Below are 25238 nucleotides of genomic sequence, written 5' to 3' on the forward strand. Positions count from 1 at the left end.
AACCGGTGATGCCGCCGATCCGCGGCCGCCGTGCGCGCGGGAGGTAAGCGGCGTGATCATCGCGCATGACCTGGGTACCACGGGGAACAAGGCGTCGTTGCACACGACCGACGGAACCCTCGTGGCCGCGGTGACCACGCGGTACGGCACCGACTTCCGAGCGGGCGGCGTCGCCGAGCAGGACCCGGCCGCGTGGTGGCGCGCGGTGTGCGAGGCGACGGCAGCCCTGCTCGCCCGGACCGGCACCCGGCCCGGCGAGGTCCGGGCCGTCGGGTTCAGCGGCCAGATGATGGGCGCCGTGCTGCTCGACCGGCAGCACCGCCCGATCCGCCCGGCGCTGATCTGGGCCGACCACCGCAGCGCCGAGCAGGCCGATCGGCTCAACGCGGAGCTCGGCCCGTACGAGATGTACCGCCTGCTCGGGCACCGCGTGCACCCGACCTACTCGCTGTCGAAGGTGATGTGGGTCCGCGACCACGAGCCCGAGAACTTCGCGCGGGTGGCGCACGTGTGCCTGGCCAAGGACTACGTCGTGCACCGGCTCACGGGCGTGCTGCGCACCGATCCGTCGGACGCCTCCAGCACGAACGCCTACGACCAGCAGGCCGGGGACTGGTCCCAGACCGTCCTCGACGCCGCGCGGCTGGACCGCTCGCTCTTCCCGCCGCTGGCCGCCTCGGCCACTCAGGTCGGCGAGGTCCGGGCCGCGATCGCAGCGGAGATCGGACTGCCCGCGGGCACGCCCGTGGTGCTGGGCGGCGGCGACGGCCCCCTGGCCGCGCTGGGCGCGGGCATCATCGACCCCGAGGACGGCGCCTACACCTACCTGGGCTCGTCGTCGTGGGTGTCGATGTCGGCATCCCGGCCGCTGCACGATCCGCAGATGCGCACGATGACCTTCGACCACGTGGTGCCCGGCCGCTACGTCCCGACCGCGACCATGCAGGCAGGCGGGGCATCGCTGGAGTGGATCACCGGCGTGCTCCGGCCCGATCCCGGCGAGGAGGACCGCTTCGGCCGGCTGCTCGCCGAGGCCGCCGACGCGGACACCAGCGGCCTGTTCTTCCTGCCGCACCTGCTCGGCGAGCGCTCGCCGCACTGGAACTCCGCGGCTCGCGGGGCGTTCGTCGGCCTGTCCCGCCACCACGGTCAGGCCCACCTGACCCGAGCCGTGCTGGAGGGCGTGGCGTTCAACCTGGCCACCTGCATCCAGGCCTTCCGCGAAGCCGGCCACCCGGTCACCCGCGTCGATGCGATCGGCGGCGGAGCCGCCAGCGACCTGTGGCTGCAGGTGCTCGCCGACGTCTGGGGCGCGACCGTGCGCAGGCGCACCATCGTGGAGGAGGCCAACAGCCTCGGCGCGGCGGTGACCGCCGCCGTCGGAACCGGCCTCGTGGAAGACTTCCGCGCGGCGCGCGAACTGTCCACAGTAGAGTGCGAGTTCGCGCCGGACCGGGACCGCCACGACGACTACACCCGCCGCCACACCGAGTTCCGCGACGCCTACGCGAGCTTGGAGCCCTGGTTCGAGCGCGAGAAGCGGGTCAATCCGACCACCCGGCAGGCGGCGATGCAGCGGCCATCACCCTGATCGAGCGGTCGGGGAAGCACTCCGGGGCGCACGAAGCCTTGCCGACTTCACCACCCGCCAGCACTACTAATCTCGTCGCCCACGACCGGGAGGTGCGGGCTACTCGGCGCTGCGCGCACCGAGAACGGTGGCGCGGAAGGAGGTCACCACGGGCCGCAGGTCGATGTGGTGCCATGCCGCCCAGAGCCGGACGCATCCTTCGTGCCAGGGAAGTTCGCGCACCTCGACGTCCTCCGCGGTCGCATTCGCCATGCTCTTCTGCACGAGCGCGAGCCCGAGCCCGGAGGCCACCAGCCCGAGCGCGGTCAGCGGCTCAGCGGCGTCGAGGCGGATGTCCGGCGTGAAACCCGCTGCGGCGCAGGAGGCGATGAAGGTGTCCCGCCAGGCCGGGTCCTGGGCGTTCTCGATCGCGACCCACGGCAGGCCGTCGAGGTCACCGGGCACGATCTCCGCCTTGTCGGCCAGCGGGTGCTTCGCGGGCACCGCCAGCAGCAGCGGGTCCTGGAACAGCGGCGCGGCCACCAGGTCCGGGTCGTCGGCCGACGGCGGCTGGTGGACGAGCGCGATGTCGAGGCTGCGCTGGCGCAGACCTTCGAACTGCGCGCTGGGCGACAGGTTGTACAGCGCGATGTGCACGTCGGGCTGGGCATCGTGCAGCGCGCGCAACGCACCGGGGAGGATGCCGGTGTGGATGGCATCGGCGACGTATCCGATGCACAGGCCGCCCTCCTCCCCGCGGCCCAGCCTGCGGCCGAGGTTCTCCAGGCGGTCGGCGTGCTGCAGCAGCGCACGTGATTCGGCCAGGAACACCTGCCCGTCCCGGGTGAGCCGGATCCGCTGCTGGGAGCGCTCGAACAGCGTGAGCCCCAGGTTCTTCTCCAGCTGCGCGATCTGCCTGCTGAGCGGTGACTGCGAGATGTGCAGCCGCTCGGCGGCCTGACCGACGTGCTCGGTTTCGGCGACGGCGACGAAGTAGCGGAGTTGCCGCAAGTCCAACATCGTAAGACCTCAGAAGACTCAACTCTGTCCAAGCAAGTCTTGGACAGTCTCAAGTCTGGTTCCTAGTCTGGAACTTGTCAATTGACGGAGCGCGCAGCCGACAGGACGCGCCTTCCCGTCACATCCCGGAATTCGAGGTGTTCCACAGCATGTCCATCAAGTCCCACCTGCTCGGCGAGCTGGGCTTCGGCACCGCACCGCTGGGCAACATGTTCCGCGCCATCCCCGACGAGGAGGCGGCGGCCACCGTGCAGGCCGCCTGGAACAACGGCATCCGCTACTTCGACACCGCCCCGTTCTACGGTGCGGGCCTGGCCGAGATCCGGCTGGGCGAGGTGCTGGCCGACCACCCCCGCGACGACTACGTCCTGAGCACGAAGGTCGGCCGCGTCATCCTCGACGAGATCGAGGACCCCGCGTCCCGCGACCTGGGCGAGAAGGGCGGGATCTTCGAGCACGGGCGCCCCAACAAGGTCGTCAACGACTACTCGGCCGACGCCACGATGCGCTCCATCGAGGACAGCCTCAAGCGGCTGCGCACCGATCGCCTCGACTTCGTGTGGGTGCACGACGTCGCGCAGGACTTCTACGGCGACGAATGGGTCGCCGCCTACGAGTCCGCCCGCACCGGAGCGTTCCGCGTCCTGCAGGAGCTGCGCGACGAAGGCGTGATCAAGGGCTGGGGCCTGGGCGTCAACAAGGTCGAGCCGCTGGAGATGACGCTCGACCTCGACGAGCCGAAGCCCGACGGGTTCCTGCTGGCCGGTCGCTACACGCTGCTCGACCACGAGCGCGCCCTGCAGCGCCTGCTGCCCGCCGCCGAGGCCCAGAACGTCGACATCGTCGCCGGCGGCCCGTACAGCTCCGGCATCCTCGCCGGCGGCCAGCACTTCGAGTACCAGAAGGCCCCCGCCGCGATCATCGCCAAGGTGGAGCGCATCAAGGCGCTCGCCGAGCAGCACGGCGTGAGCATCAAGGCCGCGGCGCTGCAGTTCTCCCTCGCCCACCCGGCCGTCGCCGCGACCATCCCCGGCGCCACCCGGCCGAGCCGCATCGCCGAGGACGTCGCCGCGCACGCCGAGACCGTCCCGGCCGAGTTCTGGACGGCTCTGCGCGCTGAAGGCCTCATCGCGCAGAACGCCCCCGTCCCCCACGTCTGACCAGGAGGCGACCATGGCGACCACCACCGCGACCACCGACATCCCGGTGCCCGCCGATCGCGTCTGGCAGCTCGTCGGAGGCTTCGACTCGTTGCCCGACTGGCTGCCCTACATCCCGGCGAGCGAGCCGAGCGAGGGCGGGCGCGTCCGCAGCCTCACCAACGAGGACGGCGGCACCATCGTCGAACGGCTCGAAGCCTTCGACAACGACGCCCGCACCTACACCTACTCGATCGTGCAGGCCCCGTTCCCGGTCACCGGCTACCGCTCGACCATCACCGTGCACGCGGTGTCGGACGCGCAGAGCCGAGTGGAGTGGTCCGGCACCTTCACCCCGGACGGAGCGAGCGCCGAAGAGGCGATCGCCCTGTTCCACGGCATCTACACCGACGGCCTGGCCGCGCTGAGGAAGACCCTCGGCGCATGACAGCGGCCGGAGAACCCGCGGCGCCCGCCTGCACCGCGGCAGGCGGGCGCCGCGGGCTTCGGGGGCGAACCGCAGCAGTCATCACGACGAGGCACCCCGCGCGACTGTCCAAGGTGGACCGAAAGATCGGCTTTCGCTCAGGTGGGGAATCCGCTGTGCCCGAGGGGTTTCCGCGATCCATCCGGCGACGCATACTGCTGGACGCCCGGCGATCTTCCGGTGTGCAGAAGCGACCAGTTCGGGGTGCGCATGGCCGAGTTGCACGACTTCCAGGACAGTGATTCGAAGCTCCGGCGCGATCTGTCAGCCCAACAACTGCTGTTCATCTCGATCGGTTCCATCATCGGCTCCGGCTGGCTGTTCGCGGTGCTCTCCGCCGGAGCCGTGGCGGGCCCGGCGGTGATCGTGGCGTGGGTGATCACCGCGATCCTGATCTCCGTGCTGGCCTTGAACTACGCCGAGACCGGCTCGATGATCCCGCGCAGCGGCGGCATCGCGCGCTACCCGTACCTCACCCACGGCAACTACCTCGGCTTCCTGCTGAGCTGGTCGATGCTGCTGGGCGGCGTGACCACGGTGGCCATCGAGGCGCTGGCGGTCGTGCAGTACGCCGCCGGTTACGTCACGACGTGGACCGGCGTCGAGCTCACCAGCCAGGGCGACGACGGCTCCACGCTGACCGGGACCGGCCGGGTGGTGGCGGTCGTGGTGATGCTGCTGTTCTTCTGCGTCAACGTCTTCGGCATCCGGTTCTTCGGCAAGTTCAACCAGTGGGTGAGCTGGTGGAAGCTGATCATCCCGGTGCTGACGTTCCTGCTGCTGTTCACCGTCTTCGACGGCTCGAACTTCACCGGTCACGGCGGGTTCGCCCCGCAGGGCTGGGGAGCGGTGTTCAACGCCATCGCGGTGTCCGGGATCGTGTTCGCCTTCCAGGGCTTCCGGGAGGGCGTCAACTTCGGCGGCGAGGCGCGCAACCCGCAGCGCAACATCTTCATCGCCACGGTCGGCTCGGTGGCCATCTGCGCGGTCATCTTCGTGCTGCTGCAGGTGGCGTTCATCGGCGCTCTCGACTGGGGTTCGACGGGCGTCGCCCCGGGCGACTGGAGCGGGCTGGAGGGCAGCCGCTGGGCCGACCAGCCGCTCTACTCGGCGCTGGAGTCCACCGGTATCGCGCTGCTCGGCGCGTTCGGCGTGTTCCTGCTCATCGACGCGGCGATCTCGCCGGCCGGTACCGGCTGGATCTACCTGGGCGACACGGCCCGCACCCTGTACGGGATGGCGCTGCACGGCAGCATGCCGAAGGCCTTCGCGCGCGTCGGCGAGCGGACCCGCGTGCCGTGGCTGGGCATGGTCGCCTGCCTGGTCGCCGGGTGCGCGTTCTTCCTGCCCTTCCCCGGCTGGTACAAGCTGATCGGCTACACCTCGTCGACGGCCGTGATCACCTACCTCGCCGCCGCACCGCAGCTGCAGGTGATGCGCCGGGTCGTGCCCGATGCGCCGCGGCCGTTCTTCCTGCGCGCGTCGAAGCTGCTGTCCCCGCTCGGCTTCCTCGCCGCGAGCATGATCCTGTACTGGTCCGGCTACGAGGTGCTGCAGGGCGTCGTCGCCACCGTGCTGGTGGCGCTGCCGATCTACGCGCTGTACCAGGGGCCGCGCCAGGGCAGGATGCCCATGAGCGCCGCGACGTGGCTGGGCGCGGTGTTCGCCGTGCTCTGGATCGCGACTCAGGTGATCGGCCCGCTCGGCACCGACAGCCTGCCGTTCCTCGCGTTCTGGTCCCTGTCCGCCGCGGAGGTGCTCGGCTTCACCGGCCTGCTGTGGCTGATCAGCACTCCGGAGGGGCGTCGCGAGATCCGGGCGTCGAACTGGGCGGTGGCGCTGACCATGGTGCTGTACCTGGTCTCCTACTACGGGGCCTACGGAACGGCCGCCGCGCCGCTGCTGCCGTTCCCGTGGGACAGCGCCGTGGCGGCCGCACTCGGCCTGGTCGCCTACTACTGGGCGGTGGGCAGCGGGTACTCGACGCAGGAGCTTCGTGCCAGCTTGTCCGGAGCAGACGATCCCGAAGGGGCGCGCAATGGTTGATGTCATCGTCGTCGGTGCCGGTGTGGTCGGTTCCAGCATCGCCTTCCACCTCGCCGAGAGCGGTGCGAACGCGGTGGTGCTCGACCCGGAGCGGGGCTTCGGCGGGCAGACGCCGCGCTCCGGTGGGATCGTCCGCGATCACCACGCCACCACCGTGGAGGCCGATCTCGCCCGGGAGAGCCTGACCGAGTACTACGAGCCGTGGGCGACGCGGATCGGCGGTGCGTGCGGCTTCACCCGGACCGGGTTCGCCTACCTGGCCGATGAGGGCGACGCCGAAGCGCTCCGGGCCAACGTCGCCATGCTCCAGGAGCACGGGGTGCCCGACGTCCTGCTGACGCCGGACGAGCTGGCCGAGTTGGAGCCCGCGATCTCGACGGAGGCGATCAGCGTCGCGTCCTACGAGGAGCGCAGCGGGTACGCCGACCCGGCCGCCACCACGATCAGCCTGCAGCAGGCAGCCCGGCGCCGTGGTGCGCGCTTCGAGCGGCTGCGGGTGTCGGCGCTGGTGGAGGAGTCCGGGCGGGTCGTCGGGGTCCGCACCCAGAACGGGGTGCGGCGGGCCGATGCCGTCGTGCTCGCGACCGGTGCCTGGACGCCGCGGCTCACCGCCACCGTGGGCCTGGAGCTGCCGATCCGCCCCGCTCGCATCCAGGTGATGCTCTACGAGCGGCCCTACGAGCTCACGACGCACCTGACGATGACGGACGTGGCCAACGACATCTACCTGCGCCCGACGGCGGACCGGTGCACGCTGGTCGGCCGCCACGCGCCGGAGCGCGAATGGCTGGACGACCCGGACGCCGATTCCGGCGAGCCCGACACCGCCTTCGTCGCCGAGGGTCTGGCGCGGCTCGGCCGCCGGATCCCGGCGATGGCCGAGGCCCCGTACCGGCTCGGCCGGACCTGCGCGCTGGACATCACCCCGGACGGCCGCCCGATCCTCGGGCCGTCCGAGGTGCCGGGGCTGCACCTGGCGGTGGGCTGGAGCGGCTCGGGATTCGGCAAGGCCCCGGCGGTCGGCGCCGAACTCGCCCGCTGGATCCTCACCGGCGCCCCGAAACGCCCCGAGCTGACCGCCTTCACCGACCGCCGCTTCGCCACCGGCTCGCTCATCCGGGGAGACCACGAGTACGGCGCCACCGGCCCGCACTGACACGCCCGCTTCCGGCCCGGCCTGGTCTGTGGTCGGCACCGCGCGCCGGGTCGGCAGCTGCGTTCGCCGCCGACCCGGCGCGGGTCGAGCTCAGCGCAGCGGGTCGTAGGGCGCCAGGTCGATCCCCGGATCGACCTGGCGGGCCAACCGCGCCGCCACCGAACCCGCGTACGGGCCCATCGTCAGCCCGGAAGCCCCCAGGCCGTTCGCCACGACCAGCCCGGCGACCTGCGGAATCGGACCGAGCAGCGGTCGGATGTCAGGTCCCATCGGGCGGAACCCGATGCGCGTCTCCACGTGCGTGGCACCGGCCAGTCCCGGAGCCACCGACAGCGCTTCACCGAGCACCTCCGCCATCCCGGCAGCGGTCACCCGGTGGTCGAAACCGGCGTCGTCCTCGCGGGTCGCGCCGACCACGACCCGCGAGTCGTCGAAGGCCAGCAGGTAGTGCCGCGACCGCGGCAGCACGACCGGCCAGTTCGCGGTGTCCACGCCCGGCAGCCGCAGGTGCGTGATCTGCCCGCGCTGCGGCACGACCCGCACCTGGACGCCGATCGGTTCCAGCAGCTGCGGCGACCAGGCACCGGCCGCCGCGATCACGGCGTCCGCCTCGATGAACACGTCGTCGACCCGCACGCCGCGGACCGCGCTGTCGGCGACGATCGCGGCCGTGCCGTTGACGACCCGGGCGCCGTGCCGGACCGCGGCGCGGCGCATCGCATCGCGGACCAACCGCCCGTCCAGTCGCGCTGCTCCGGGGATGTGGATCGCCGCACCGTCGTGCTCGAGGGGCGGGAAGAGCTCACGGGCCCGGCGCGCGCTGATCAACTCGATCTCGCCGGCCATCGGGGACTCCGCGGCGCGCTCTGCCACGCACCGGAACGCCTCCTCGGCTTCGTCCTCGCTGACCAGTCGCAGCGAGCCGACCCGGCGGTGGCCGAGCTCGGTCTCCCCGTCAGCTGCCAACGCCGCCAGCAGTCCCCGGTAGTGCTCCGCCCCGGCGACCGCGAACCGGTACCAGTCCGGATCGTCCACTCTGGACGACCAGGGGCAGATGATGCCCGCACCGGCCGACGTCGCACGGCCCGGGATCAACGAGTCCACCAGGACCACGTCCACCCCGGCCCGCGCCAGCTCGTAACCGGCTGCCGCACCGACGATGCCGCTCCCGATGACGGCCACTCTCATCTTCCGCTCCTCCTGGTTCGACCGACTTCTTCTCACCGCACACCACCCATGCGCCGCTGCACCCACGGTGTCATCAGGTGCATGACGACTCCGGCCACCATCACCGCCGCACCGACCCCGGCGAAGTAGCCGACTTCGGTCTCCGCGCGGTAGAACTGCACGAGCTGCGCGTTGATGCCTTCCGCCGCGGCGGAGGCCAGGAACCACAGGCTCATCATCTGCGCCAGGAAAGCCCGCGGGGCGAGCTTGGTGGTGGCCGACAACCCCACCGGCGACAGGCACATCGACCCGCAGATCACCACGAAGTAGCTCCCGACGAGCCACCACGGGCTGGCCGGCGAATCCACGCCGTGCAGCAGACCGGGCCCGGCCATCAGCACGAACGACGCCCCACCGAGCAGCAGGCCGATGGCGAACTTGCGCGGCGTCGCGGGCTGCCGGTCGCCCAGCCTGATCCACAGCCAGGCGAAGGTCGGCGCCAGGACCAGCGTGGCGATCGGGTTCAGCGACTGGAACCACGACGACGGCACCGCGAAACCGAAGATCTCCAGGTCGGTTCGCGTGTCGGCGAACTGCGCCAGCACCGAGCCGGACTGCTCGTTGACCACCCAGTAGCACACCGCGCCGAGGAACAGCGGAATGTAGGCGATCAACCGGGACCGCTCCACGGCGTCGGTGTGCGGGCTGCGCAGCATCGTGATCAAGTACGCGGCCGGCAGCAGCACCGCGAGCACCGACACCGCGTTGATCAGCGCCTGGACGGTCAGGGATCCGGTGACCCCGAGAGCGGCTACCGCCACCGCTGACACCGCGGCTCCCGCAGCTGCGCGCATCCCCACCTGGCGCCGCTCACCGGCGCGCAGCGGGTTCGTCGGCGCCTCACCGGCCTGGCCCAGTCGCGCCCGCCCCCGGACGTAGGCGACCAGCCCGACGGCCATGCCCACGGCCGCGAGACCGAAGCCGAGGTGGTAGCCGATCTGCTGCCCGAGCGTGCCCACCAGGTACGGCGCGAGGAAAGCACCCAGGTTGATGCCCATGTAGAACAGGGAGAACCCGGCGTCGCGGCGGTTGTCGGTCGGCGAGTACAGCTCCCCCACCAGGCTGGACACGTTCGGCTTCAGCAGCCCGGTGCCCACCACGATCAGCAGCATCGACACCAGCAGCGCGGGCAACCCGCCGGGCACCGTCAGCACCAGGTGACCGCACATGATCAGCAGGCCGCCCAGCAGGACCGCGCGGCGCATGCCCAGCACCCGGTCGGCGAGCCAGCCGCCGAAGATGCCGGACATGAACACCAGGGCACCGTAGATCGACACCAGCGCCGACGAGGTCGGCCTGTCCATCCCGAGCCCGCCATCGGAGGTCCGGTCGTACAGGTAGTAGAGCAGGATCGCGGACATCCCGTAGTAGGAGAACCGCTCCCACATCTCCAGGAAGAACAGCGTGGCCAGACCGCGCGGGTGGCCGAAGAAACCTCGGTCGTTCGCGGAAACCCTCGTCTGCTCGCTCATGGCCGCCTTTCGATGGATGGCGTGCACCCGGGAGACGCACGGCCGGTTGTGATCAGGGGATCGGCAGCGGGTTCGGCGTCCCGACGCGCGACATCTCCGCTTCGCGGACCGTTTCATCGGCGTCGTGCGGGAGGATGAAGCCCTCCCGGAGGTTCCTGTTCGTCACGCTCCGCACCGCTCGCACGTAGGCGTCGTGCGTCGGGTACAGCGAAGCGAGCTTCTCGGCGGTGAAGGGCTCGTGCGATCCGTAGAGGCGGCAGAGCTCCTGCCCCGAGTTCTCGCCGGTGTTGGTCGCGGTCGGGGCGTCGACCTCGGCCAACCGGATGCCGCCGAACGCGAGCCCGTTCTCGTCGCGCGGGATCACCACCCCGTCCGGCGCGGGCGTAGTCCGGATCGGCTGCGCGACGGGCGGCTGCACGTCGTGGCGGACCCAGTCGACGAGGTGGTGGTACCCGGCGTTGAGCACGTTCTTGGTGTCGACGTGGCTCAGCGGCGGCCGGTCGCAGTCGAACGAGAAGGGCTTCAGGCCGTCGCGCGCGACTCCCTGCATGCGATTCATCATGAACCAGTAGTCGACGTGCGAATCACCCGCGATCTCCCAGGAGCGCAAGGCACCGGAGTCCGCCTGCTGCGGCACCCGGTTCAGGAAGACCTCCGTCTCGGTGCTGATGCGCAGCAGCTTCGCGGGGAGGTCGGTCCGGAACGGCCCGCCGCTGCCCACGAAGAGCATGAAGCCGTCGTAGACCTGGGCCAGCGGCTGGATCGAGTTGTAGTACAGCGCCAGCCGCGACGCCGACTGCGACTGGCCGACGGCCAGCACGGTGCCCGGTCGCAGCCCGCCGAGCATTGCGGGGTTCGACCGGACGGCCTGCCCGGCCTGGGAGTAGATGTCGTAGGACAGCGAGTCGTCGGTGATCGTGCCACCCGCGGTGACGTCGAGCGTGCCGTAGCGGGTTGGGCTCCACGCGGTCAGACCGTAGGGCTCTTGCTGCACGCCGACGCGTTGCGCCGACACGCCCACGTAGGCATAGCCTTCGCGGGTCAGGTAGTCGCGGGATTCCTGCCAGTGCACGTCGAGGTTGTAACCCGAGGTCACGTTGACCCATTCGACGATCACGGTGCCGTTGAACTTCGCGGCGTCGTCCGGGCGCCGGACGATCATCCGGGACTTGTACGGGTTGCCGGTGGACAGCGGGATGCCGTCGGCCATCGGCGGTGTGTCGTAGCGCGTCGCCTCTCCTTCGAAGAAGTACTCCTCCTCGACGTAGCCGCGCCCGGACAGGTCGAAGCCCGGCTCCGCGGCCAGCTGCGGGTAGTCGTGCGCGAGGTCGGTGCCAGGAGGCATCGCCGCAGGCACCGGGCCCGTGACGATCGGTGTCGACACTCGCTTCGCCGTCGAGGCCGGAACGGCCGAGGTCGGCGGCGCTTGCTCCGCTGTCACGGCCGGACCACCCGCCGTGGGGGACGATTCGGCTGCCGAGGCCACTGTGGACAGCAGGGTGGCCGCGGTGAGGGCACCCAGCACCGCGATCGGGAGCGGCCTGCGCTTGGTCGTGGGAAGGAATCTTTCCATCGAGCTCTCAGTCCTCCATGGGTGTCGAGTCCGCACCGGACAGTGCCCGGCCCTCTGCTCCGGCAAGGCCCCTAGTCGAGCACCCGGCCCTTGGTTTCCGGGAGCAGCCAGATGAACAGGACCGTCAGCACCGTGCAGACCAGCAGGACTGCGACGATGGCGCCGCCCAGCCCGATGCCGTCCGATGCCCAGCCGATGAGGGCAGGGCTGAACGCCGCGACACCGCGGCCGACGTTGTAGGTGATGCCCGCCCCGGTCCCGCGCACCCGCGCCGGGAACAGCTCGGTGAACAAGGCTCCCTTGCCCGATGCCTGGGCCGAGACGAAGAACCCGACCACGGCGGCGAGCAGCAGGTTGTACCAGAGCGCCTGAACGGAAACGGCCATGAACAGGAACCCGGAGATCGCGGTGCCCAGGTAGAAGAGCGTGAACGCCCAGCGGCGTCCGATCCGGTCGTGCACGTGCCCGCCGAGCACGTAGCCGAGCCAGTTGCCGACGATCATGAACCAGATGTAGAGCGCCGTGCTGCTCACGCTCAGGCCACGCTCTTCCTTCAGGTACAGCGGGATCCAGGTTTGCAGGGCGTAGGTGCTGGCCAGGCCGGTGGCTCCGAAGAGGGTGCCCAGCACGGTGCACTTTCGCAGTCCCGGGGCGAACAGCTCGCCGAACGCGCCCCTCTGCCGTGGTTGGCGCTGCACCCGGGCGTTCGGGACGTCGCGCAGGTTCCGGCGGATCAGCAGAGCGACCACGGCGGGCAGGACACCGACGGCGAACATCACCCGCCAGGCGACGGTTTCAGGCAGCCAGGCATGGCTGAGCGCGTAGGCGAGGTTGGCCAAGCCCCAGCCGACCGCCCACGCCGACTGGATCCAGGCCAACGCCCGGCCCCGGCGCTCCGGTGCGGCGTACTCGGCCATCAGCGCCGCACCCACCGGCCACTCGGCACCGAAGAAGAACCCTTCGAGCGTGCGCCAGATCAGCAGTTGCTCGAAGTTCTGCGCGGTCGCGGTCAGTCCGGTGAACAGGGCGTAGGCGCTGATCACCAGCACGAGCACCTGGACCCGGCCGAACCGGTCGGCCAGGCGTCCGCCGACCACGCCACCCACCGCCGAGGCGATGAGCGCGCTGGAGGTGGCCAGGCCTCCCTGCGCGGTGGTCAGGCCGAGCGTGGCGATGATGCCACCGAGCGCCAGCGGGAACATCTGGTTGGTGAAGCCGTCCAGGCCCCAACCCGACCAGGTCGCCCAGGTCACCCTGCGGACCAGGGATCTGTCCGGCGGAGCGGAAACGGTCGATGTCGTCGTCATTCCTGCACTCCCATCAGTGCCGGGCGTCAGTCGGCCGAGGTGAATCCGTGGTGCTCGCGTGCTGCTCGTTCGGTGATGCGGCCGTTGCGCAGGTCCTCGCGGACCTGCTCGGGCGAGCGCTGAGCCGGGTCGCCGAAGCCGCCGCTGCCCGGGCTCTCCACCCGGAGCACGTCGCCTTCGCGCAGCTGCACGCCGGAGATCCGGCCGCCCGGAAGCCGGCGCTCGTCGGCGCGGCCGGGGTTGATGACGAACTGTCCGGGACTGCCGTCCCGGCCGCCGCGCAAGCCCCACGGACGGGACGCCTGCCGGTCGGCGTGCGCGGAGAATTCGGCGTGGTCGCAGCGGATTCGCACGTCCCGGCGCACGCCGAGGCCGCCGCGGTGGGTGCCCGCGCCACCGGAGTCGGGGATCAGCTCGTAGGTGTCGACCAGCAGCGGGTACTCCTGCTCCAGCGCTTCGATGGGCAGGTTCGACGAGTTGGTGATGTGCACCTGAACGGCGTCCATGCCGTCCTTGCCGGTCCGGGCACCGCCACCACCGGCCACCACCTCCGGGTAGACGAAGAACTCCCCGTCGTGCTCCCCGGAGAACGTCACGTAGGTGACGGTGCTGTGGCTGGCCGCGGGCACCCGTTCCGGTACCGCCTCGGCCAGCGCGCCCAGCACGACGTCGGCGACCCGCTGACAGGTGTCGGTGCGGGCGGTGACCGGCGCGGGCTCGACCGGGTTGACGATGCTGCCGTGCGGCGCGCTGATCTCGACGGCGTCGAAGAACCCGCCGTTGGGCGGGATCCCCGGGTCCAGCACGGCCTTCAACGCGTAGTAGACGGTGGCTTCCAGCGCCGGGCGCACCACGTTGATGCCGACCGGGCTCTGCGGGCCGGTGCCGGCGAAGTCCAGCGCCACCCGGTCGCCGGCGATGGTGACGGCCACCACGATCTCGGTGGCGGGTCCGTCGCCGGGGTCCATGCGATCGCGGAACCGGTAGGTGCCGTCCGGGACCGCGCGCAGCGCCGCCGACAGCCGCTTCCGGGAGTGCTCCAGCAGGTGCGCGGTGGCAGCGCGGACGGTCTCGCGGCCGTGGCGCTGGTGCACCTCGCGCAGCTGCCGCTCCCCGATCTCCACCGAGGCGAGCTGGGCGAGCATGTCACCGCGCCGTTCCTGGGGCAGTCGCGAGTTGAGCTCGATGAACGCCAGCGGTGCCTGCTCGACCCCGTCGGCGGTGGCGAACTTGACCAGCGGGATCCGCAGCCCCTCCTGGAACAGCGAGTTCGAGTCACCGGCGTTGCTGCCCGGCACCCGGCCGCCGATGTCGGAGTGGTGCGCGATGTTGGCGCTGTAGCCGATGAGCTCACCGCCGTCGAAGACCGGCTTGACCATCGTGATGTCCGGCAGGTGGGTGCCGCCGCCGTGGTAGGGGTCGTTGGTGATGAACACGTCTCCGGGCCGCACGGGCAGCGCGGCGGCTGCCAGCGAGTCGATCAGGCCGGTCATCGATCCCATGTGGATCGGCATGTTCTCGGCCTGGGCGACCAGCTTGCCGTGTTCGTCGAACAGCGCGGTGGAGCAGTCCGAGCGTTCCTTGATGTTGGTCGAGTAGCTGGCCCGGCGCAGCACCGCGCCCATCTCCTCCGCGATGGTCACCAGGGACGCGCCGATGACCTGCACGGTGATCGTGTCGGGAGTGTTCAACGCTGCTCCAGTTCGATGACGAGGTTGCCGCAGCGGTCGACGCGCGCGGTGCAGGCCGGGGTGAGGACCGTGGTCGTGTCGAGCTGCTCGACGATGGCCGGGCCGGGCAGCACGGTGCCCGCGCGCAGGCCCGACCGGTCGTAGACGGGCGTGTCGATCTCGCCGGTCTCGTCGAAGTCCACCGGTCGGTATCCGAGCAGCGCACCCGCGGGGTCGGTTCCCTCCCCGATGGCGGGCAGTTCGGGCTTGTCCGCCACCGCTGTCGGGGTCAGCTGCACCTCCACGATCTGCACCCGGGCGTCGCGGTGGGCGAATCCGTAGCTCTTGGTGTGCTGGTCGTGGAAGGCGGCGACGAGCTCGGCGAGCGCGGCGGCGTCGAAGCGCGCCGCGTCGATCACCCGCTGCGGCAGCGGTACGGGGAGTTCGAAGTTCTGCCGGGCGTAACGCATCCTGGCCACACCGGTGATGGTCGTGTCCGCATCGGCGGGTGCTTCTGCGGCCAGCCAGTCCTGGGCCGCGCCGTGCACCTCGTGCAGCGCTTCGTTGAGCTTGTCGAGGTCGCTGGCAGCCGCATCGGCCAGCATCGCCCTGGCGAACTCGGTGCGGATGTCGGTGACGAGCAGGCCGAGCGCGCACAGCGTCCCCGGGTTCGGCGGCACGAGCACGGTGCTCATGCCGACCTCGCGCGCGACTTCGACGGCGTGCAGCGGTCCCGCGCCGCCGAAGGCGACCAGCACGTAACCGCGCGGGTCCTCGCCCGCCTCCACCGAGACCTTGCGCACCGCACCGGCCATGTTGACCGCCGCGATCCGGCCGATGCCGCGCGCGGCCACCGTCCGGTCGACGCCCATCGCGGCGGCGATGCCCTCGACCGCCCGCGTCGCCGCCTGGTGGTCGACGGCGAGGGCACCGCCGAGGATGTGCTCCGGGTTCAACCGCCCGCGCAGGACGTTGGCGTCGGTGACGGTGGGTTCGGTCCCGCCGCGCCCGTAGGCGGCAGGTCCGGGCTGGGATCCGGCGCTGCTGGGGCCGACTTCCAGCGCCCCGCCGGGGTCGACCCGGGCGATGCTGCCGCCGCCGGCGCCGACGGTGTGGATGTCCAGCGACGGGGTGCGCACCGGGCGGTCGTTGATGCGGCGCTGCGCGGACACCAGCGCGCGACCGCCGCGCACCAGGCAGACATCGGTGCTGGTCCCGCCCATGTCGAAGGTGATCAGGTTCTCGAAGCCCGCCTGCCCGGCCACCTGCGACGCGGCGACCACGCCTGCCGACGGCCCGGACAGCAGCGTCGTGACCGGGTAGCGGCCGACCGACTCCAACGACATCATGCCGCCGCTGGAGCCGATCACCTTCGGCTCGACCGGCACCCCGGTGGCCCGGATCCGCTCGGCCAGCCGCGACATGTAGCGGTTGATCCGCGGCCCGACGTAGGCGTTGACCACGGTGGTGGAGAACCGCTCGAACTCGCGGAAGACCGGTGCGATCTCGGCGGAGGCGCACACGTAGGCCGAGGGCAGCGCCGCGCGCAGCCGTTCGGCGACCTCCAGCTCGTGGTGGGCGTTGCGGTAGCTGTGCAGGAAGCACACCGCGACGGCCTCGGGTTCGCCGGCGCGCACCCGGTCGATCACCGCCGCGAGATCATCGGCGTCGAGCGGTTCGAGGACCTTGCCCTCGGCCGACATCCGCTCGACCACCGGGTGCACTTGGGCCCGCGGCACCAGCGGGGGCGCCTTGTCGGCGTCCATGTCGTAGAGGCTGGGGCGCTGCTGGCGGCCGATCTCCAGGACGTCCCGCAAGCCCGCGGTGGTCACCAGCGCGGTGCGGGCGCCGTTGGATTCCAGCACGGTGTTCGTGGCCACGGTGGTGCCGTGGCCGAGGTAGCCGACTTCGGCGGCGTCGGCGCCGGCCAGGCGCAGCACCGCGCGGACGCCGTCGGCGACGGCGATCGACTGGTCGTCGGTGGTGGAGGGCAGCTTGTGGATGTGGAACCGGCCGGTGGCCGTGTCCAGCGCGGTCACGTCGGTGAAGGTGCCGCCGACGTCAATACCGATGCGGAGCATGGCATTCCTCGAGGGTCGTTCGAGCAAGCGGAACCAGCCGCTCGACGAGATGTGGACGTCCCGGAGCGGGACGGTGAGCTGAGGTGCCGCTGCCCCACCGCTGCGCGGATCTTCGGGGCGGAGCACCGATCCGGCGCTAGCGGAGGCGGGACAGCGACAGGTGGTCGATCGGCACGTCGGTGCGGCCGGTGCGGAGCAGCTCGGCGGCCGCCCTGGCGAACACCGGTGCCAGCTTGAAGCCGTGGCCGGAGAAGCCGCCCATCACCAGCACGTTCGGCCGGTCCGGGTCGCGGCCGATGACGCCGTGGTTGTCGGCGGTGTAGCCCTCCATGAAGGTCCGCACCTCGGCGGGGCGCGAGGGCAGCCCGGGCAGGCAGCGCGACACCGCCGCGGACACCCTGGCGACGTAGTCCGGTGCCACCACCGGATCCAGCACGTCCGGGTCGTCCACGATGGACTTCGGCACGTGCAGGTTGATCTTCACGCCGCCGCCGACGTCGGGGAAGAAGGAGAAGGTGTTCTCCCCTCCGCTGCGCCGGATTCCCACCGGGAAGCGCTCGGGCCCCCAGTTCTCCGCGGTCTCGAACCAGCACAGCACCGCGCGCCGGATCTCGATGTCACGGGCGAGCACCGGCACGCTCCGGGTGATCCACGGCCCGGTGCACACGACGGCCTGGTCGAACTTCTCGACCTGGACCTCCTCGCCGCGGCGGAAGTGCACGGCGACGCCGTTGCCGTCGTCGGTGACGTCCTCGACGATCGCGCCGGTGTGCAGCCTCGCTCCGGCTTTCTCCGCGAGGAGGGTCGTTTCGACGATCGCGCGCTGCGGGTGCAGCAGGCCGCCTTGGCGGTCCAGCAGCACTACGTCGTCCGGGAAGAGCCGGTGTTGTGGGAACCGGCGGGCGGCCTCGCGGTGGTCGAGCCGTTCGACGTCGAGCCCCCACCGCTCGGTCACGTCGGCCACGGTGCGCACGTCGGGGTCCTCGGCCGACCCGATGGTCATCGCACCGCAGGGTTCGAGCAGCGGGACACCCGCGCGTGCGCTGAGTTCCTGCCACGCCGTGCGCGCTTCGCGCAGCAGCGGGACGTAGTCACCGCCTTCCTTGTAGGCGACGCGGAAGATGCGCGTTTCACCGCCGGCCGCGCCGCGTTGGTGGCCGATGTCGAACTGCTCGAAGCCGGTCACCGCGATGCCGTCGGCGGCGAGCCGGTGCAGCAGCTGGCTGCCCATCGTGCCCACCCCGATGACTGCGACGCTCGACTGCTGAACTGGTTTCATCACGGTCTCCGCAGGAGGTCGGGGAGCATTGGCTCCAACAGCCCGAAACGTAGCATTCACTTCGCGGAGGCACAATGGACAACGTGAACACTTCACGTAGCGAGTCGCTGGGGCAACGCATCCGAAACGCGGGCAAGCTCGCGAGCGGCGAACGGGCGGTGGCCGACTACCTGCAACGCCATCCCGAAGAGGCGGCGATCTCCTCGGCCGCCAAACTCGGCGAAGTCACCGGCACCAGCGACGCGACCGTCATCCGCACAGCGCGCAAGCTCGGCTTCGACGGGCTCAACGACCTCAAGCGCAGCCTCGTCGACCACCTGGCCCGCCGCCGCAATCCCGCGCAGGTCCTCGACGACCGGGTGCAGCGGCTGCGGCCCGGGCACGGCGTGCTGCAACCCGTGATCGATGCCGGGCTGACTCTGCTCGGCGACGTGCCCGCGCTCATCGACAGCACCGACTGGACGCGCGCCGTCGCAACGCTCAACGACGCCGAGCACGTCTGGACCTACGGCATCGGCCCCAGCGCCGCCATCGCCGACCACCTGGCGCTGAGCCTGCGGCGCGCGGGCAAGCCGGCGGATTCCTGGACCGCGACCGGCTTCCGCCTCGCCGACGAACTCCTGCGGCTGCAACCCGCGCACGCGGTGGTCGTCATCGCGCCGCTGCGGGTGTTCCGCGAGATCGGCATCGTCCTCGACCACGCGCACCGGATCGGCGCGCGCAGCGTGCTGCTGACCGAGGCCACCGACGAGGCCGGGGAAACCCGGGCCGACACCGTGCTGCCGCTGCCCGACTCCACCGAGGGCGCGGCGAACGAACTCATCGCACCGCTGACCATCCTGCACGCACTCGTGCTGGAACTCGTCGCCGCTGCACGCACCTCGGCGGTCGAGCAGTACCAGCGGCTGAACGAACTGCGCACCGAGATCGCGGGCACCGACCTCGACATCAGCCGCCTGCCCGAAGGGCCGTGAGTGTTTCGGGGTGCTCTAGCGCCCCAAAACACTCACGGCCCCGCTACCCCGCACACCGCGAAGGCCCGGCCGCACGACGGCATTCACGCATCGACTTGCCGCTCCGGTGCGGGCTTGGACGGGAAGAGGCTGCGGCGGAAGGTTTCCGGAGCGGCGAACATCGCGGCCGCCGCGATGAGCGCACCGCCTGCGACCAGCGCCGCCACGCTCCACGACGCCCCGTCGGACCACAGGATCAGCGATGTCGCCAGCAGCGGGGTGAAGCCGCCCAGCAGCACGCTGCCCATCTGGTAGCCGATGGAGACACCGCTGTACCGCACGCGCGGTTCGAACAGCTCGGCGTAGAACGCCGCGATGGGCGCGAAGACCGCTCCGTGCGGCACCGCGAGCGCGATGGCCAGCGCCAGCGCGATCAGGACCGGTGACCTGGTGTCGACCAGCCAGAAGAACGGCCACGCGTAGGCGGCCATGAACAGCGCACCCCCGATGAACACCGGTCGGCGGCCGATGCGGTCGGACAACGCGCCCCACAGCGGCAGCGCGGCGATGTTCAGCGCCGCCGCGAGCATCACCCCGGTCAGCCCGGCCTGGCGCGGCAGGTCGAGCTGCTGGGTGATGTAGGTGAGGATGAAGACGGTGAACACGTAGTAGTTCCCGCCTTCGGCGAAGCGGACCCCGATCGCGATCAGGATCTGCTTCGGGTGGGTGCGCAGCACCTCGACCAGCGGCCGGCGCGACGGCCCGCCGGATTCGGTGGCCGCCACGAAGGATTCGGACTCGGTGATCCGGAACCGGATGTACAGGCCGACCAGGGCCAGCAGGATGCTCACCAGGAACGGGATCCGCCATCCCCAGCTGATCAGCTGGGGTTCGGGCAGCAGCGAGACGACGCTGAAGACCCCGGTGCCCAGCAGGAGCCCGGCCGACACACCGGTTTGCGGCCACGCGCCGTAGCGGCCGCGCTTGCCATCAGGTGCGTGTTCGACGGCCATCAGCACCGCCCCGCCCCACTCGCCGCCGACCGCGAAGCCCTGGACCAGCCGCAGCAGCACCAGCAGCGCCGGGGCCGCGATGCCGATCTGCTGGTAGGTGGGCAGCAGGCCGATGAGCGTGGTGGCCCCGCCCATCAAGGTCAGGGTCATCACCAGGGTCGCCTTGCGGCCGAGCCGGTCGCCGTAGTGCCCGGCCACGAACCCGCCGAGCGGGCGGGCGATGAACCCGGCCGCGAAGGTCCCGAACGCGGCCAGCGTGCCCGCCGCCGGGCTGATGTTGCTGAAGAACAGCTGGTTGAAGATCAGCGCCGCAGCCGTGCCGTAGATGGTGAAGTCGTACCACTCGATGACGCTGCCGATGGTGCTGGACGTCAGCGTTCTCGACGCCGACGAGGCTCCGGCACGCGTCGTTGCGTTGGAGGACATGTGCGCCTTTCGCGGTGGCTGGTCAGGAGCGGGCGAACGCGTCGGGCGCCCAGGGCAGTCGCGCGCCGCCGAACTTGGCGGCCCGGACATCACCGGAGCGGGCGTGGCCCTCGAACAGCTCGACGCGGGCCGCGCGACCGCACACCTCACCGAGCTTCGCGCTGGAGGCCGGGTCGGTGACTTCCTGGTAGGTCACGGTCTTGAGGTACTTGCCGACCCAGAGCCCACCGGTGTAGCGGGCGGCGCCGCGGGTGGGCAGCACGTGGTTGGTGCCGATGACCTTGTCCCCGTAGGACACGCAGGTCCCCTCGCCCAGGAACAGCGCACCGTAGTTGCGCATCTTCGCGAGCGCCTCGCGCGGCTGCGCGGTCAGGACCTGGACGTGCTCGCTGGCGTAGGTGTCGGCGAGTTCGTAAGCGGCGTCGAGGTTCTCGACGACGTGGACCTCTCCGTGGTCGCGCCAGGCGGGCTCGGCGTTGTCCCGGGTGGGCATCTCCGGCAGCAGGCGGTCGACGTGCTCGACGACCGAGCGGCCCAGCTCTTCCGAGGTGGTGATCAGCACCGCGGGCGAGTCCGGGCCGTGCTCGGCCTGGCTCAGCAGGTCCACCGCCACGACGAACGGGTCGGCGGTCTCGTCGGCCACGATCAGGACCTCGGTGGGGCCGGCGAACAGGTCGATGCCGATCTCGCCGAACAGCTGCCGCTTGGCCTCGGCGACGAAGGCGTTGCCGGGACCGGCCAGCATGTCCACCGGCGCGATGGTCTCGGTGCCCAGCGCCATGCTCACCACCGCCTGCACGCCGCCGAGCAGGTAGATCTCGTCGGCCCCGGCCAGGTGCATGGCCGCCACGGTCGCGTCCGGCACCTCGCCGCGGATCGGCGGCGTGCAGGCCACCACGCGCGGCACCCCGGCGGTCTTCGCGGTCAGGATCGTCATGTGCGCCGAGGCCAGCAGCGGGTAGCGACCACCGGGCACGTACGCACCGGCCGCGGCGACGGGGATGTGCTTCTGCCCCAGGTGGACGCCGGGCAGGGTCTCCACCTCGAACTCCTGCATCGAGGCCAGCTGCCGCTCGGCGAAGCCGCGGACCTGCTGCTGGACGAACTCGATGTCGTCGACGACCTGCTTCGGAACGCGGGAGACGATCTCCTCGATCTGCGCGGCCGACAGCCGGAACGACTCGGGCTGCCAGTTGTCGAACTTCGCCGAGTACTCGCGAACCGCCTGGTCGCCGCGGGCGCGGATGTCGGCGATGATCGCCCCGACCTTCTCCTGCACGTCGGGCAGCGAGGTCGTGGTCGCCGCCGAGCTGGTGGCCGGGGCCTTGAGCGCGAAAGCCATGGCTGTGGTGATCCCTTCGATGTTTACGTACACATCGCAATGTAGGCGGCTAGGGTGTTTACGTAAACCCACAGTTCGGACTCCCTCGATCCAGCCCTGGAGGTGCTCGGTGGTCACCAGCCGGGACGTAGCGCAGCTGGCCGGCGTTTCGCAGATGACGGTGTCCCGGGTCCTGCAGGGCAGCGACAAGGTCGCCCCGGAGACCCGGCAACGCGTCCTGACCGCGATGAAGGAGGCGGGCTACCGCCCCCACGCCGCGGCGCGGACCATGCGCACCCGCCGCACCTCGACCGTCGGCGTCGTGGTCGCCGACATCACCAACCCCTTCTACCCGCAACTGCTGGAAGCGGTCGGCCAGGCGCTGGACGCGGCCGGTCAGCGGATGGTGCTGTGGAACGCGCCCGATCCCGGCGGCGAGAGCGCCCTGCGAGCCCTGGACGAGGGCACCGTCGACGGCCTGATCTTCACCACCGTCACCGAGGGCTCCGAGCAGCTCGCCGGCGCGCTGCGGCGGGGAGAGCCGATCGTGCTGCTGCACCGCGGGCTGGATTCGCTGGACTGCGACCAGGTCACCACCGACAACCTCGCCGGCGGCCGGGCGGTCGCCGACTACCTGGTCGCCACCGGGCACACCCGGATCGGCTTCCTGCGGGGTCCCGAGCTGCCGAGCACGTCCCGGCACCGGGAACGCGGATTCCGCGACCGCCTGGCCGAACTCGGCCGGCCGCTGGAGGCCGAGCTCACCGCCCAGGGCGGGTTCGCCCACGACCTCGCCAGGTCGGCGATGCGCGAACTGCTCTCCCGGGAGGATCCGCCCACCGCCGTCTTCTGCGCCAACGACCTGACCGCGCTGGGCGCGGTCGACGGCGCCGCGTCCCTGAACCGCCGCGTCCCCGAGGACGTGTGGGTGATCGGGTACGACGACATCGCGATGACGTCGTGGGACTCCTACGACATCACCACGGTCCGGCAGCCCATCGCCGAGATGGCGCGCACTGCGGTGCACCTGCTGCTGGAGCGGGTCGACGACCGCTCGCTACCTCCCAGGAAGCAGGAGTTCCCCAGCGAACTCGTCATCCGCGGCTCCACCGCGCACACCCCAGCGCTGCACACCGGCTGACGGGCATTCCGGCGGGCGCGCCCCGAAGGCCGCCGCCGCTCTTGCGGAGCAGGCGCCCCTGGTTCAGCCGACGATGCGGCGGGCGCCGATGTAGTGGCCGTCGCCCTTGACCGAGCGGACGTCGACCAGCTGGCCCTCGGTCGGGGCGTCCACGACCTTGCCGCCGCCCACGTACATCGCGACGTGGTGGATGGTCGCCGGGTTGCCGGTGCCGTCGTCGTAGAAGACGAGGTCGCCCGGTTGCAGCTGTTCCCTCGACACCGGGCGGCCTGCCTTCCACTGCGTCCGGCTGCTCGGCGGGATCGAGATGCCCGCCTGCTTGTACGCCCACTGGGTCAGACCCGAGCAGTCGAAGGTCGTCGGCCCCTTCGAGCCCCACTCGTACTGCGAGCCGCGCTTGGACAGGGCCGCCTGCAGCGCGGTGTTCGCCGCGCCCGGCGGGCCCAGGTAGGAGCCGGTGTCCACCGGGCCCTGCAGGCGGTCGCGGTCGGAATCGTCCAGGCCGCCGAGCGCGCGGCGGACCTCCTCGATCCGCCCGTCGAGATCGTCCCTGCGCTTCTGCACCTCGTCGAGCAGGCGCGCGGCATCGTCGGTCGCCCGCTGGGCGCGGAGTTCCGCGGCCTGGGCCTGTTCCCGGGAGGTCCGCGCGCGGTCGACCGCCTCGGAGTAGCTGTCGAGCACTTCCCCGTTGCTGCTCGCCATCGCACCGAGCATCGTCGCGCGGTCGAGGAACTCCTCGGGGCTCTCGCTGGTCAGCGCGGCCGACATCTCGCTCATCCGGGCGCCGCGGTACGCCGAGCCGGTGAGCCGGTCGACCTCTCCGCGCAGCTCGTCCTGCTCGCGCTGGGCCTCGTCCTCGATCCGCAGCGCTTGGGCCACCGCCTCCTTCGCGCGGTCCAGTTCCGCCCGGTTGGCGTCGTGCGCCAGCTCCGCGTCGGTGAGGTCCTCCTCCGCCTTCGCCGCTTCCGCACCGAGCCGCTGGTACTCCTCGACGGGGTCCGATGGCTGCGCACCGGCGGGGAGGGCCAGAGGCCCTGCCATCACGGCGATGGCCGAAGCGGTCAACGCCGCCTTCACCGATCTTCTGAGGCGTTGTGCCGCCATGTCGCGAACGTCTCCTCTGCATTCCCGGGCGCTCCCGGATCACGGACTTCCACCCCCGGCCCGGAAGCTACTCGATCCGCGAACCGCTGTCTACTATCAACCTTAGTAGGTGATTTTCTCTTGCGCCGCTGCGGAAAGATGGAACCGGCGCCAGCTTGCCGAGTGAGCTACTATCTGCGATAGTTGATGCGTTCGCCGGGGATCGAGAACCCGGAGAGGCCTGGACTGCGGACCGCCCCTCACCGCCCTCCCCCAGCACGAGGCCGGTCCGCAGCCCGGAGCGCGATCAGATGGGCAGCGTGAAACCCGCGATCGGCCCGCGCATCCAGTTGATCAGCTCGCCCCACAGGCCGGTCACCAGCGCCAGCCCGATGACGATGAGGAAGACCCCGCCGATCTGCTGCATCCGGCGGACGTTCCCGCGCAGCCAGTCCGCCGCCCGGACCGCCCAGCGCAGGCCGAGTGCCAGCACCACGAACGGCAGCCCCAGCCCCAGGCAGTAGGCCAGCACCAGCAGGAGCCCGCGCCACATCGCAGGGCCGACATCGGTTCCGCTGGCCACCGCGATCACACCGGTCAGCGTCGGGCCGAGGCAGGGCGTCCACCCGAGCCCGTAGACGGCACCCAGCAGCGGTGCACCCCACAGGCCGTCGCGGCGCGGCGTGTGCCGCACCTTCCAGCCGAACTGCAGCGGCGGGATGAATCCGAGGAAGACCAGTCCCATCACGACGGTGACGATCCCGCCGATGCGCTGCAGCAGCAGCTCGTTGGCAAACACCGCGTCCGAGAAGCCGAGCACCGTGACCGTCGCCGCCGCGAACACGACGGTGAACCCGAGCACGAACAGCAGCGCCGCACCGGCGACCCGCCACCGGCCGACCAGGCGGCGCCCCTCCCGCTCCGGCAGGTCGACCGCCGGCGCCTGGACGCCCACCAGGCCCGCGAGGTAGGCGAGGTAGCCCGGCACCAGCGGGATCGCGCACGGAGAGGCGAAAGACACCGCCCCGGCGACCACCGCGAGCAGCGCGGCCAGCAGCAGCGGTCCGGAGATGGCCAGATCCGTCAGGTCCACAGCAGAACCTCCGCCCACCCGTCGCCACGTCGCGATCCGGCTCCGGGCAACGACATCTCGACCACCTCCGCAGGAGCCGCCTTACTACTAGCTCGGATAGTACTAAGCGGCGCACGTCGCCCCACCACTGGCCCGATCCCGGCACGGCGGACCCGGTATCCTCGACACCCGGAGACGGGAG

At 71.1% G+C, this 25238-nt stretch carries 19 protein-coding genes; 7 read left to right on the top strand and 12 right to left on the bottom strand.

Features of this window, described 5'->3' with window-relative positions; genetic code table 11:
* Positions 1 to 52 precede the first annotated feature (52 nt).
* Positions 53 to 1591, top strand: coding sequence for a xylulokinase (gene xylB, locus C4T78_RS10895; RefSeq protein ID WP_093356645.1), 1539 nt, complete (start codon positions 53 to 55; stop codon positions 1589 to 1591).
* A gap of 99 nt (positions 1592 to 1690) precedes the next feature.
* On the opposite strand, the gene C4T78_RS10900 is transcribed toward xylB, so the two are convergent.
* The gene (locus tag C4T78_RS10900; protein ID WP_218161689.1) at positions 1691 to 2581 is read right to left on the bottom strand and encodes a LysR family transcriptional regulator; all 891 of its coding nucleotides are present in this window, start codon (positions 2579 to 2581) and stop codon (positions 1691 to 1693) included.
* Between the two features lie 158 nt (positions 2582 to 2739).
* On the opposite strand from C4T78_RS10900, the gene C4T78_RS10905 reads away from it, so the two are divergent.
* From C4T78_RS10905 to C4T78_RS10920, 4 genes are all read left to right on the top strand, one after another.
* Positions 2740 to 3750 (top strand): aldo/keto reductase, encoded by a 1011-nt coding sequence (locus tag C4T78_RS10905; protein ID WP_093356880.1) that lies wholly within the window; start codon positions 2740 to 2742, stop codon positions 3748 to 3750.
* Between the two features lie 13 nt (positions 3751 to 3763).
* Positions 3764 to 4177: an SRPBCC family protein gene (locus tag C4T78_RS10910; protein ID WP_093356648.1), complete on the top strand. Its 414-nt coding sequence runs from the start codon at positions 3764 to 3766 to the stop codon at positions 4175 to 4177.
* A gap of 249 nt (positions 4178 to 4426) precedes the next feature.
* Positions 4427 to 6262 carry an APC family permease gene (locus C4T78_RS10915; protein ID WP_093356649.1) on the top strand — a complete coding sequence of 612 codons (1836 nt, stop codon included), beginning with the start codon at positions 4427 to 4429 and terminating at the stop codon, positions 6260 to 6262.
* A complete protein-coding gene (locus tag C4T78_RS10920; protein WP_093356650.1) occupies positions 6255 to 7418 on the top strand; it encodes an NAD(P)/FAD-dependent oxidoreductase in 1164 nt (387 codons plus the stop codon). Before C4T78_RS10915 ends, C4T78_RS10920 begins: the two co-directional genes overlap by 8 nt.
* 90 nt (positions 7419 to 7508) lie before the next feature.
* On the opposite strand, the gene C4T78_RS10925 is transcribed toward C4T78_RS10920, so the two are convergent.
* From C4T78_RS10925 to solA, 7 genes are all read right to left on the bottom strand, one after another.
* Positions 7509 to 8606 (bottom strand): NAD(P)/FAD-dependent oxidoreductase, encoded by a 1098-nt coding sequence (locus C4T78_RS10925; protein ID WP_093356652.1) that lies wholly within the window; start codon positions 8604 to 8606, stop codon positions 7509 to 7511.
* 32 nt (positions 8607 to 8638) lie between these two features.
* Positions 8639 to 10117: a peptide MFS transporter gene (locus C4T78_RS10930; protein ID WP_093356653.1), complete on the bottom strand. Its 1479-nt coding sequence runs from the start codon at positions 10115 to 10117 to the stop codon at positions 8639 to 8641.
* A 52-nt stretch (positions 10118 to 10169) separates the two neighbouring features.
* Entirely contained in the window at positions 10170 to 11690 is a 1521-nt protein-coding gene (locus C4T78_RS10935; RefSeq protein WP_177247730.1) for an alpha/beta hydrolase domain-containing protein, read from the bottom strand.
* Between the two features lie 71 nt (positions 11691 to 11761).
* Positions 11762 to 12997, bottom strand: coding sequence for an MFS transporter (locus tag C4T78_RS10940; protein WP_218161690.1), 1236 nt, complete (start codon positions 12995 to 12997; stop codon positions 11762 to 11764).
* A gap of 26 nt (positions 12998 to 13023) precedes the next feature.
* Positions 13024 to 14688, bottom strand: coding sequence for a hydantoinase B/oxoprolinase family protein (locus tag C4T78_RS10945; protein WP_093356656.1), 1665 nt, complete (start codon positions 14686 to 14688; stop codon positions 13024 to 13026).
* Positions 14685 to 16748 carry a hydantoinase/oxoprolinase family protein gene (locus C4T78_RS10950; protein ID WP_093356657.1) on the bottom strand — a complete coding sequence of 688 codons (2064 nt, stop codon included), beginning with the start codon at positions 16746 to 16748 and terminating at the stop codon, positions 14685 to 14687. Before C4T78_RS10950 ends, C4T78_RS10945 begins: the two co-directional genes overlap by 4 nt.
* A gap of 136 nt (positions 16749 to 16884) precedes the next feature.
* Positions 16885 to 18027 (bottom strand): N-methyl-L-tryptophan oxidase, encoded by a 1143-nt coding sequence (gene solA / locus C4T78_RS10955; RefSeq protein ID WP_093356658.1) that lies wholly within the window; start codon positions 18025 to 18027, stop codon positions 16885 to 16887.
* 83 nt (positions 18028 to 18110) lie between these two features.
* On the opposite strand from solA, the gene C4T78_RS10960 reads away from it, so the two are divergent.
* A complete protein-coding gene (locus C4T78_RS10960) occupies positions 18111 to 19001 on the top strand; it encodes a MurR/RpiR family transcriptional regulator (RefSeq protein ID WP_218161691.1) in 891 nt (296 codons plus the stop codon).
* An 83-nt stretch (positions 19002 to 19084) separates the two neighbouring features.
* Here the strand turns inward: C4T78_RS10960 and C4T78_RS10965 are convergent, their stop codons facing one another.
* On the bottom strand, positions 19085 to 20419 hold the full coding sequence (locus C4T78_RS10965; RefSeq protein ID WP_093356661.1) for an MFS transporter: 1335 nt from the start codon (positions 20417 to 20419) through the stop codon (positions 19085 to 19087).
* A gap of 22 nt (positions 20420 to 20441) precedes the next feature.
* Positions 20442 to 21761, bottom strand: a complete 1320-nt coding sequence (hisD, locus tag C4T78_RS10970) for a histidinol dehydrogenase (RefSeq protein ID WP_093356662.1) — start codon at positions 21759 to 21761, stop codon at positions 20442 to 20444.
* 109 nt (positions 21762 to 21870) lie between these two features.
* Here hisD and C4T78_RS10975 point away from each other — a divergent pair, with 109 nt between their 5' ends.
* Positions 21871 to 22881 (top strand): LacI family DNA-binding transcriptional regulator, encoded by a 1011-nt coding sequence (locus tag C4T78_RS10975; RefSeq protein ID WP_093356663.1) that lies wholly within the window; start codon positions 21871 to 21873, stop codon positions 22879 to 22881.
* A 63-nt stretch (positions 22882 to 22944) separates the two neighbouring features.
* Here C4T78_RS10975 and C4T78_RS10980 read toward each other — a convergent pair whose 3' ends face one another.
* A complete protein-coding gene (locus C4T78_RS10980) occupies positions 22945 to 23985 on the bottom strand; it encodes a C40 family peptidase (protein ID WP_093356665.1) in 1041 nt (346 codons plus the stop codon).
* Positions 23986 to 24271: 286 nt separating this feature from the next.
* Positions 24272 to 25057, bottom strand: a complete 786-nt coding sequence (locus C4T78_RS10985; protein WP_093356666.1) for a cytochrome c biogenesis CcdA family protein — start codon at positions 25055 to 25057, stop codon at positions 24272 to 24274.
* Positions 25058 to 25238: the final 181 nt, after the last annotated feature.

The organism is Saccharopolyspora kobensis (assembly GCF_900108315.1).
Taxonomy (GTDB): Bacteria; Actinomycetota; Actinomycetes; order Mycobacteriales; family Pseudonocardiaceae; genus Saccharopolyspora; species Saccharopolyspora kobensis.

Bases quoted from the DNA above. Each gene is read 5' to 3' on its own strand.
- C4T78_RS10910 (WP_093356648.1), top strand. From the start codon at position 3,764: ATGGCGACCACCACCGCGACCACCGACATCCCGGTGCCCGCCGATCGC.
- C4T78_RS10940 (WP_218161690.1), bottom strand. From the start codon at position 12,997: ATGACGACGACATCGACCGTTTCCGCTCCGCCGGACAGATCCCTGGTC.
- C4T78_RS10925 (WP_093356652.1), bottom strand. From the start codon at position 8,606: ATGAGAGTGGCCGTCATCGGGAGCGGCATCGTCGGTGCGGCAGCCGGT.
- C4T78_RS10935 (WP_177247730.1), bottom strand. From the start codon at position 11,690: ATGGAAAGATTCCTTCCCACGACCAAGCGCAGGCCGCTCCCGATCGCG.
- hisD (WP_093356662.1), bottom strand. From the start codon at position 21,761: ATGGCTTTCGCGCTCAAGGCCCCGGCCACCAGCTCGGCGGCGACCACG.
- C4T78_RS10950 (WP_093356657.1), bottom strand. From the start codon at position 16,748: ATGCTCCGCATCGGTATTGACGTCGGCGGCACCTTCACCGACGTGACC.
- C4T78_RS10905 (WP_093356880.1), top strand. From the start codon at position 2,740: ATGTCCATCAAGTCCCACCTGCTCGGCGAGCTGGGCTTCGGCACCGCA.
- C4T78_RS10920 (WP_093356650.1), top strand. From the start codon at position 6,255: ATGGTTGATGTCATCGTCGTCGGTGCCGGTGTGGTCGGTTCCAGCATC.
- C4T78_RS10965 (WP_093356661.1), bottom strand. From the start codon at position 20,419: ATGTCCTCCAACGCAACGACGCGTGCCGGAGCCTCGTCGGCGTCGAGA.
- C4T78_RS10930 (WP_093356653.1), bottom strand. From the start codon at position 10,117: ATGAGCGAGCAGACGAGGGTTTCCGCGAACGACCGAGGTTTCTTCGGC.
- C4T78_RS10915 (WP_093356649.1), top strand. From the start codon at position 4,427: ATGGCCGAGTTGCACGACTTCCAGGACAGTGATTCGAAGCTCCGGCGC.
- solA (WP_093356658.1), bottom strand. From the start codon at position 18,027: ATGAAACCAGTTCAGCAGTCGAGCGTCGCAGTCATCGGGGTGGGCACG.
- C4T78_RS10980 (WP_093356665.1), bottom strand. From the start codon at position 23,985: ATGGCGGCACAACGCCTCAGAAGATCGGTGAAGGCGGCGTTGACCGCT.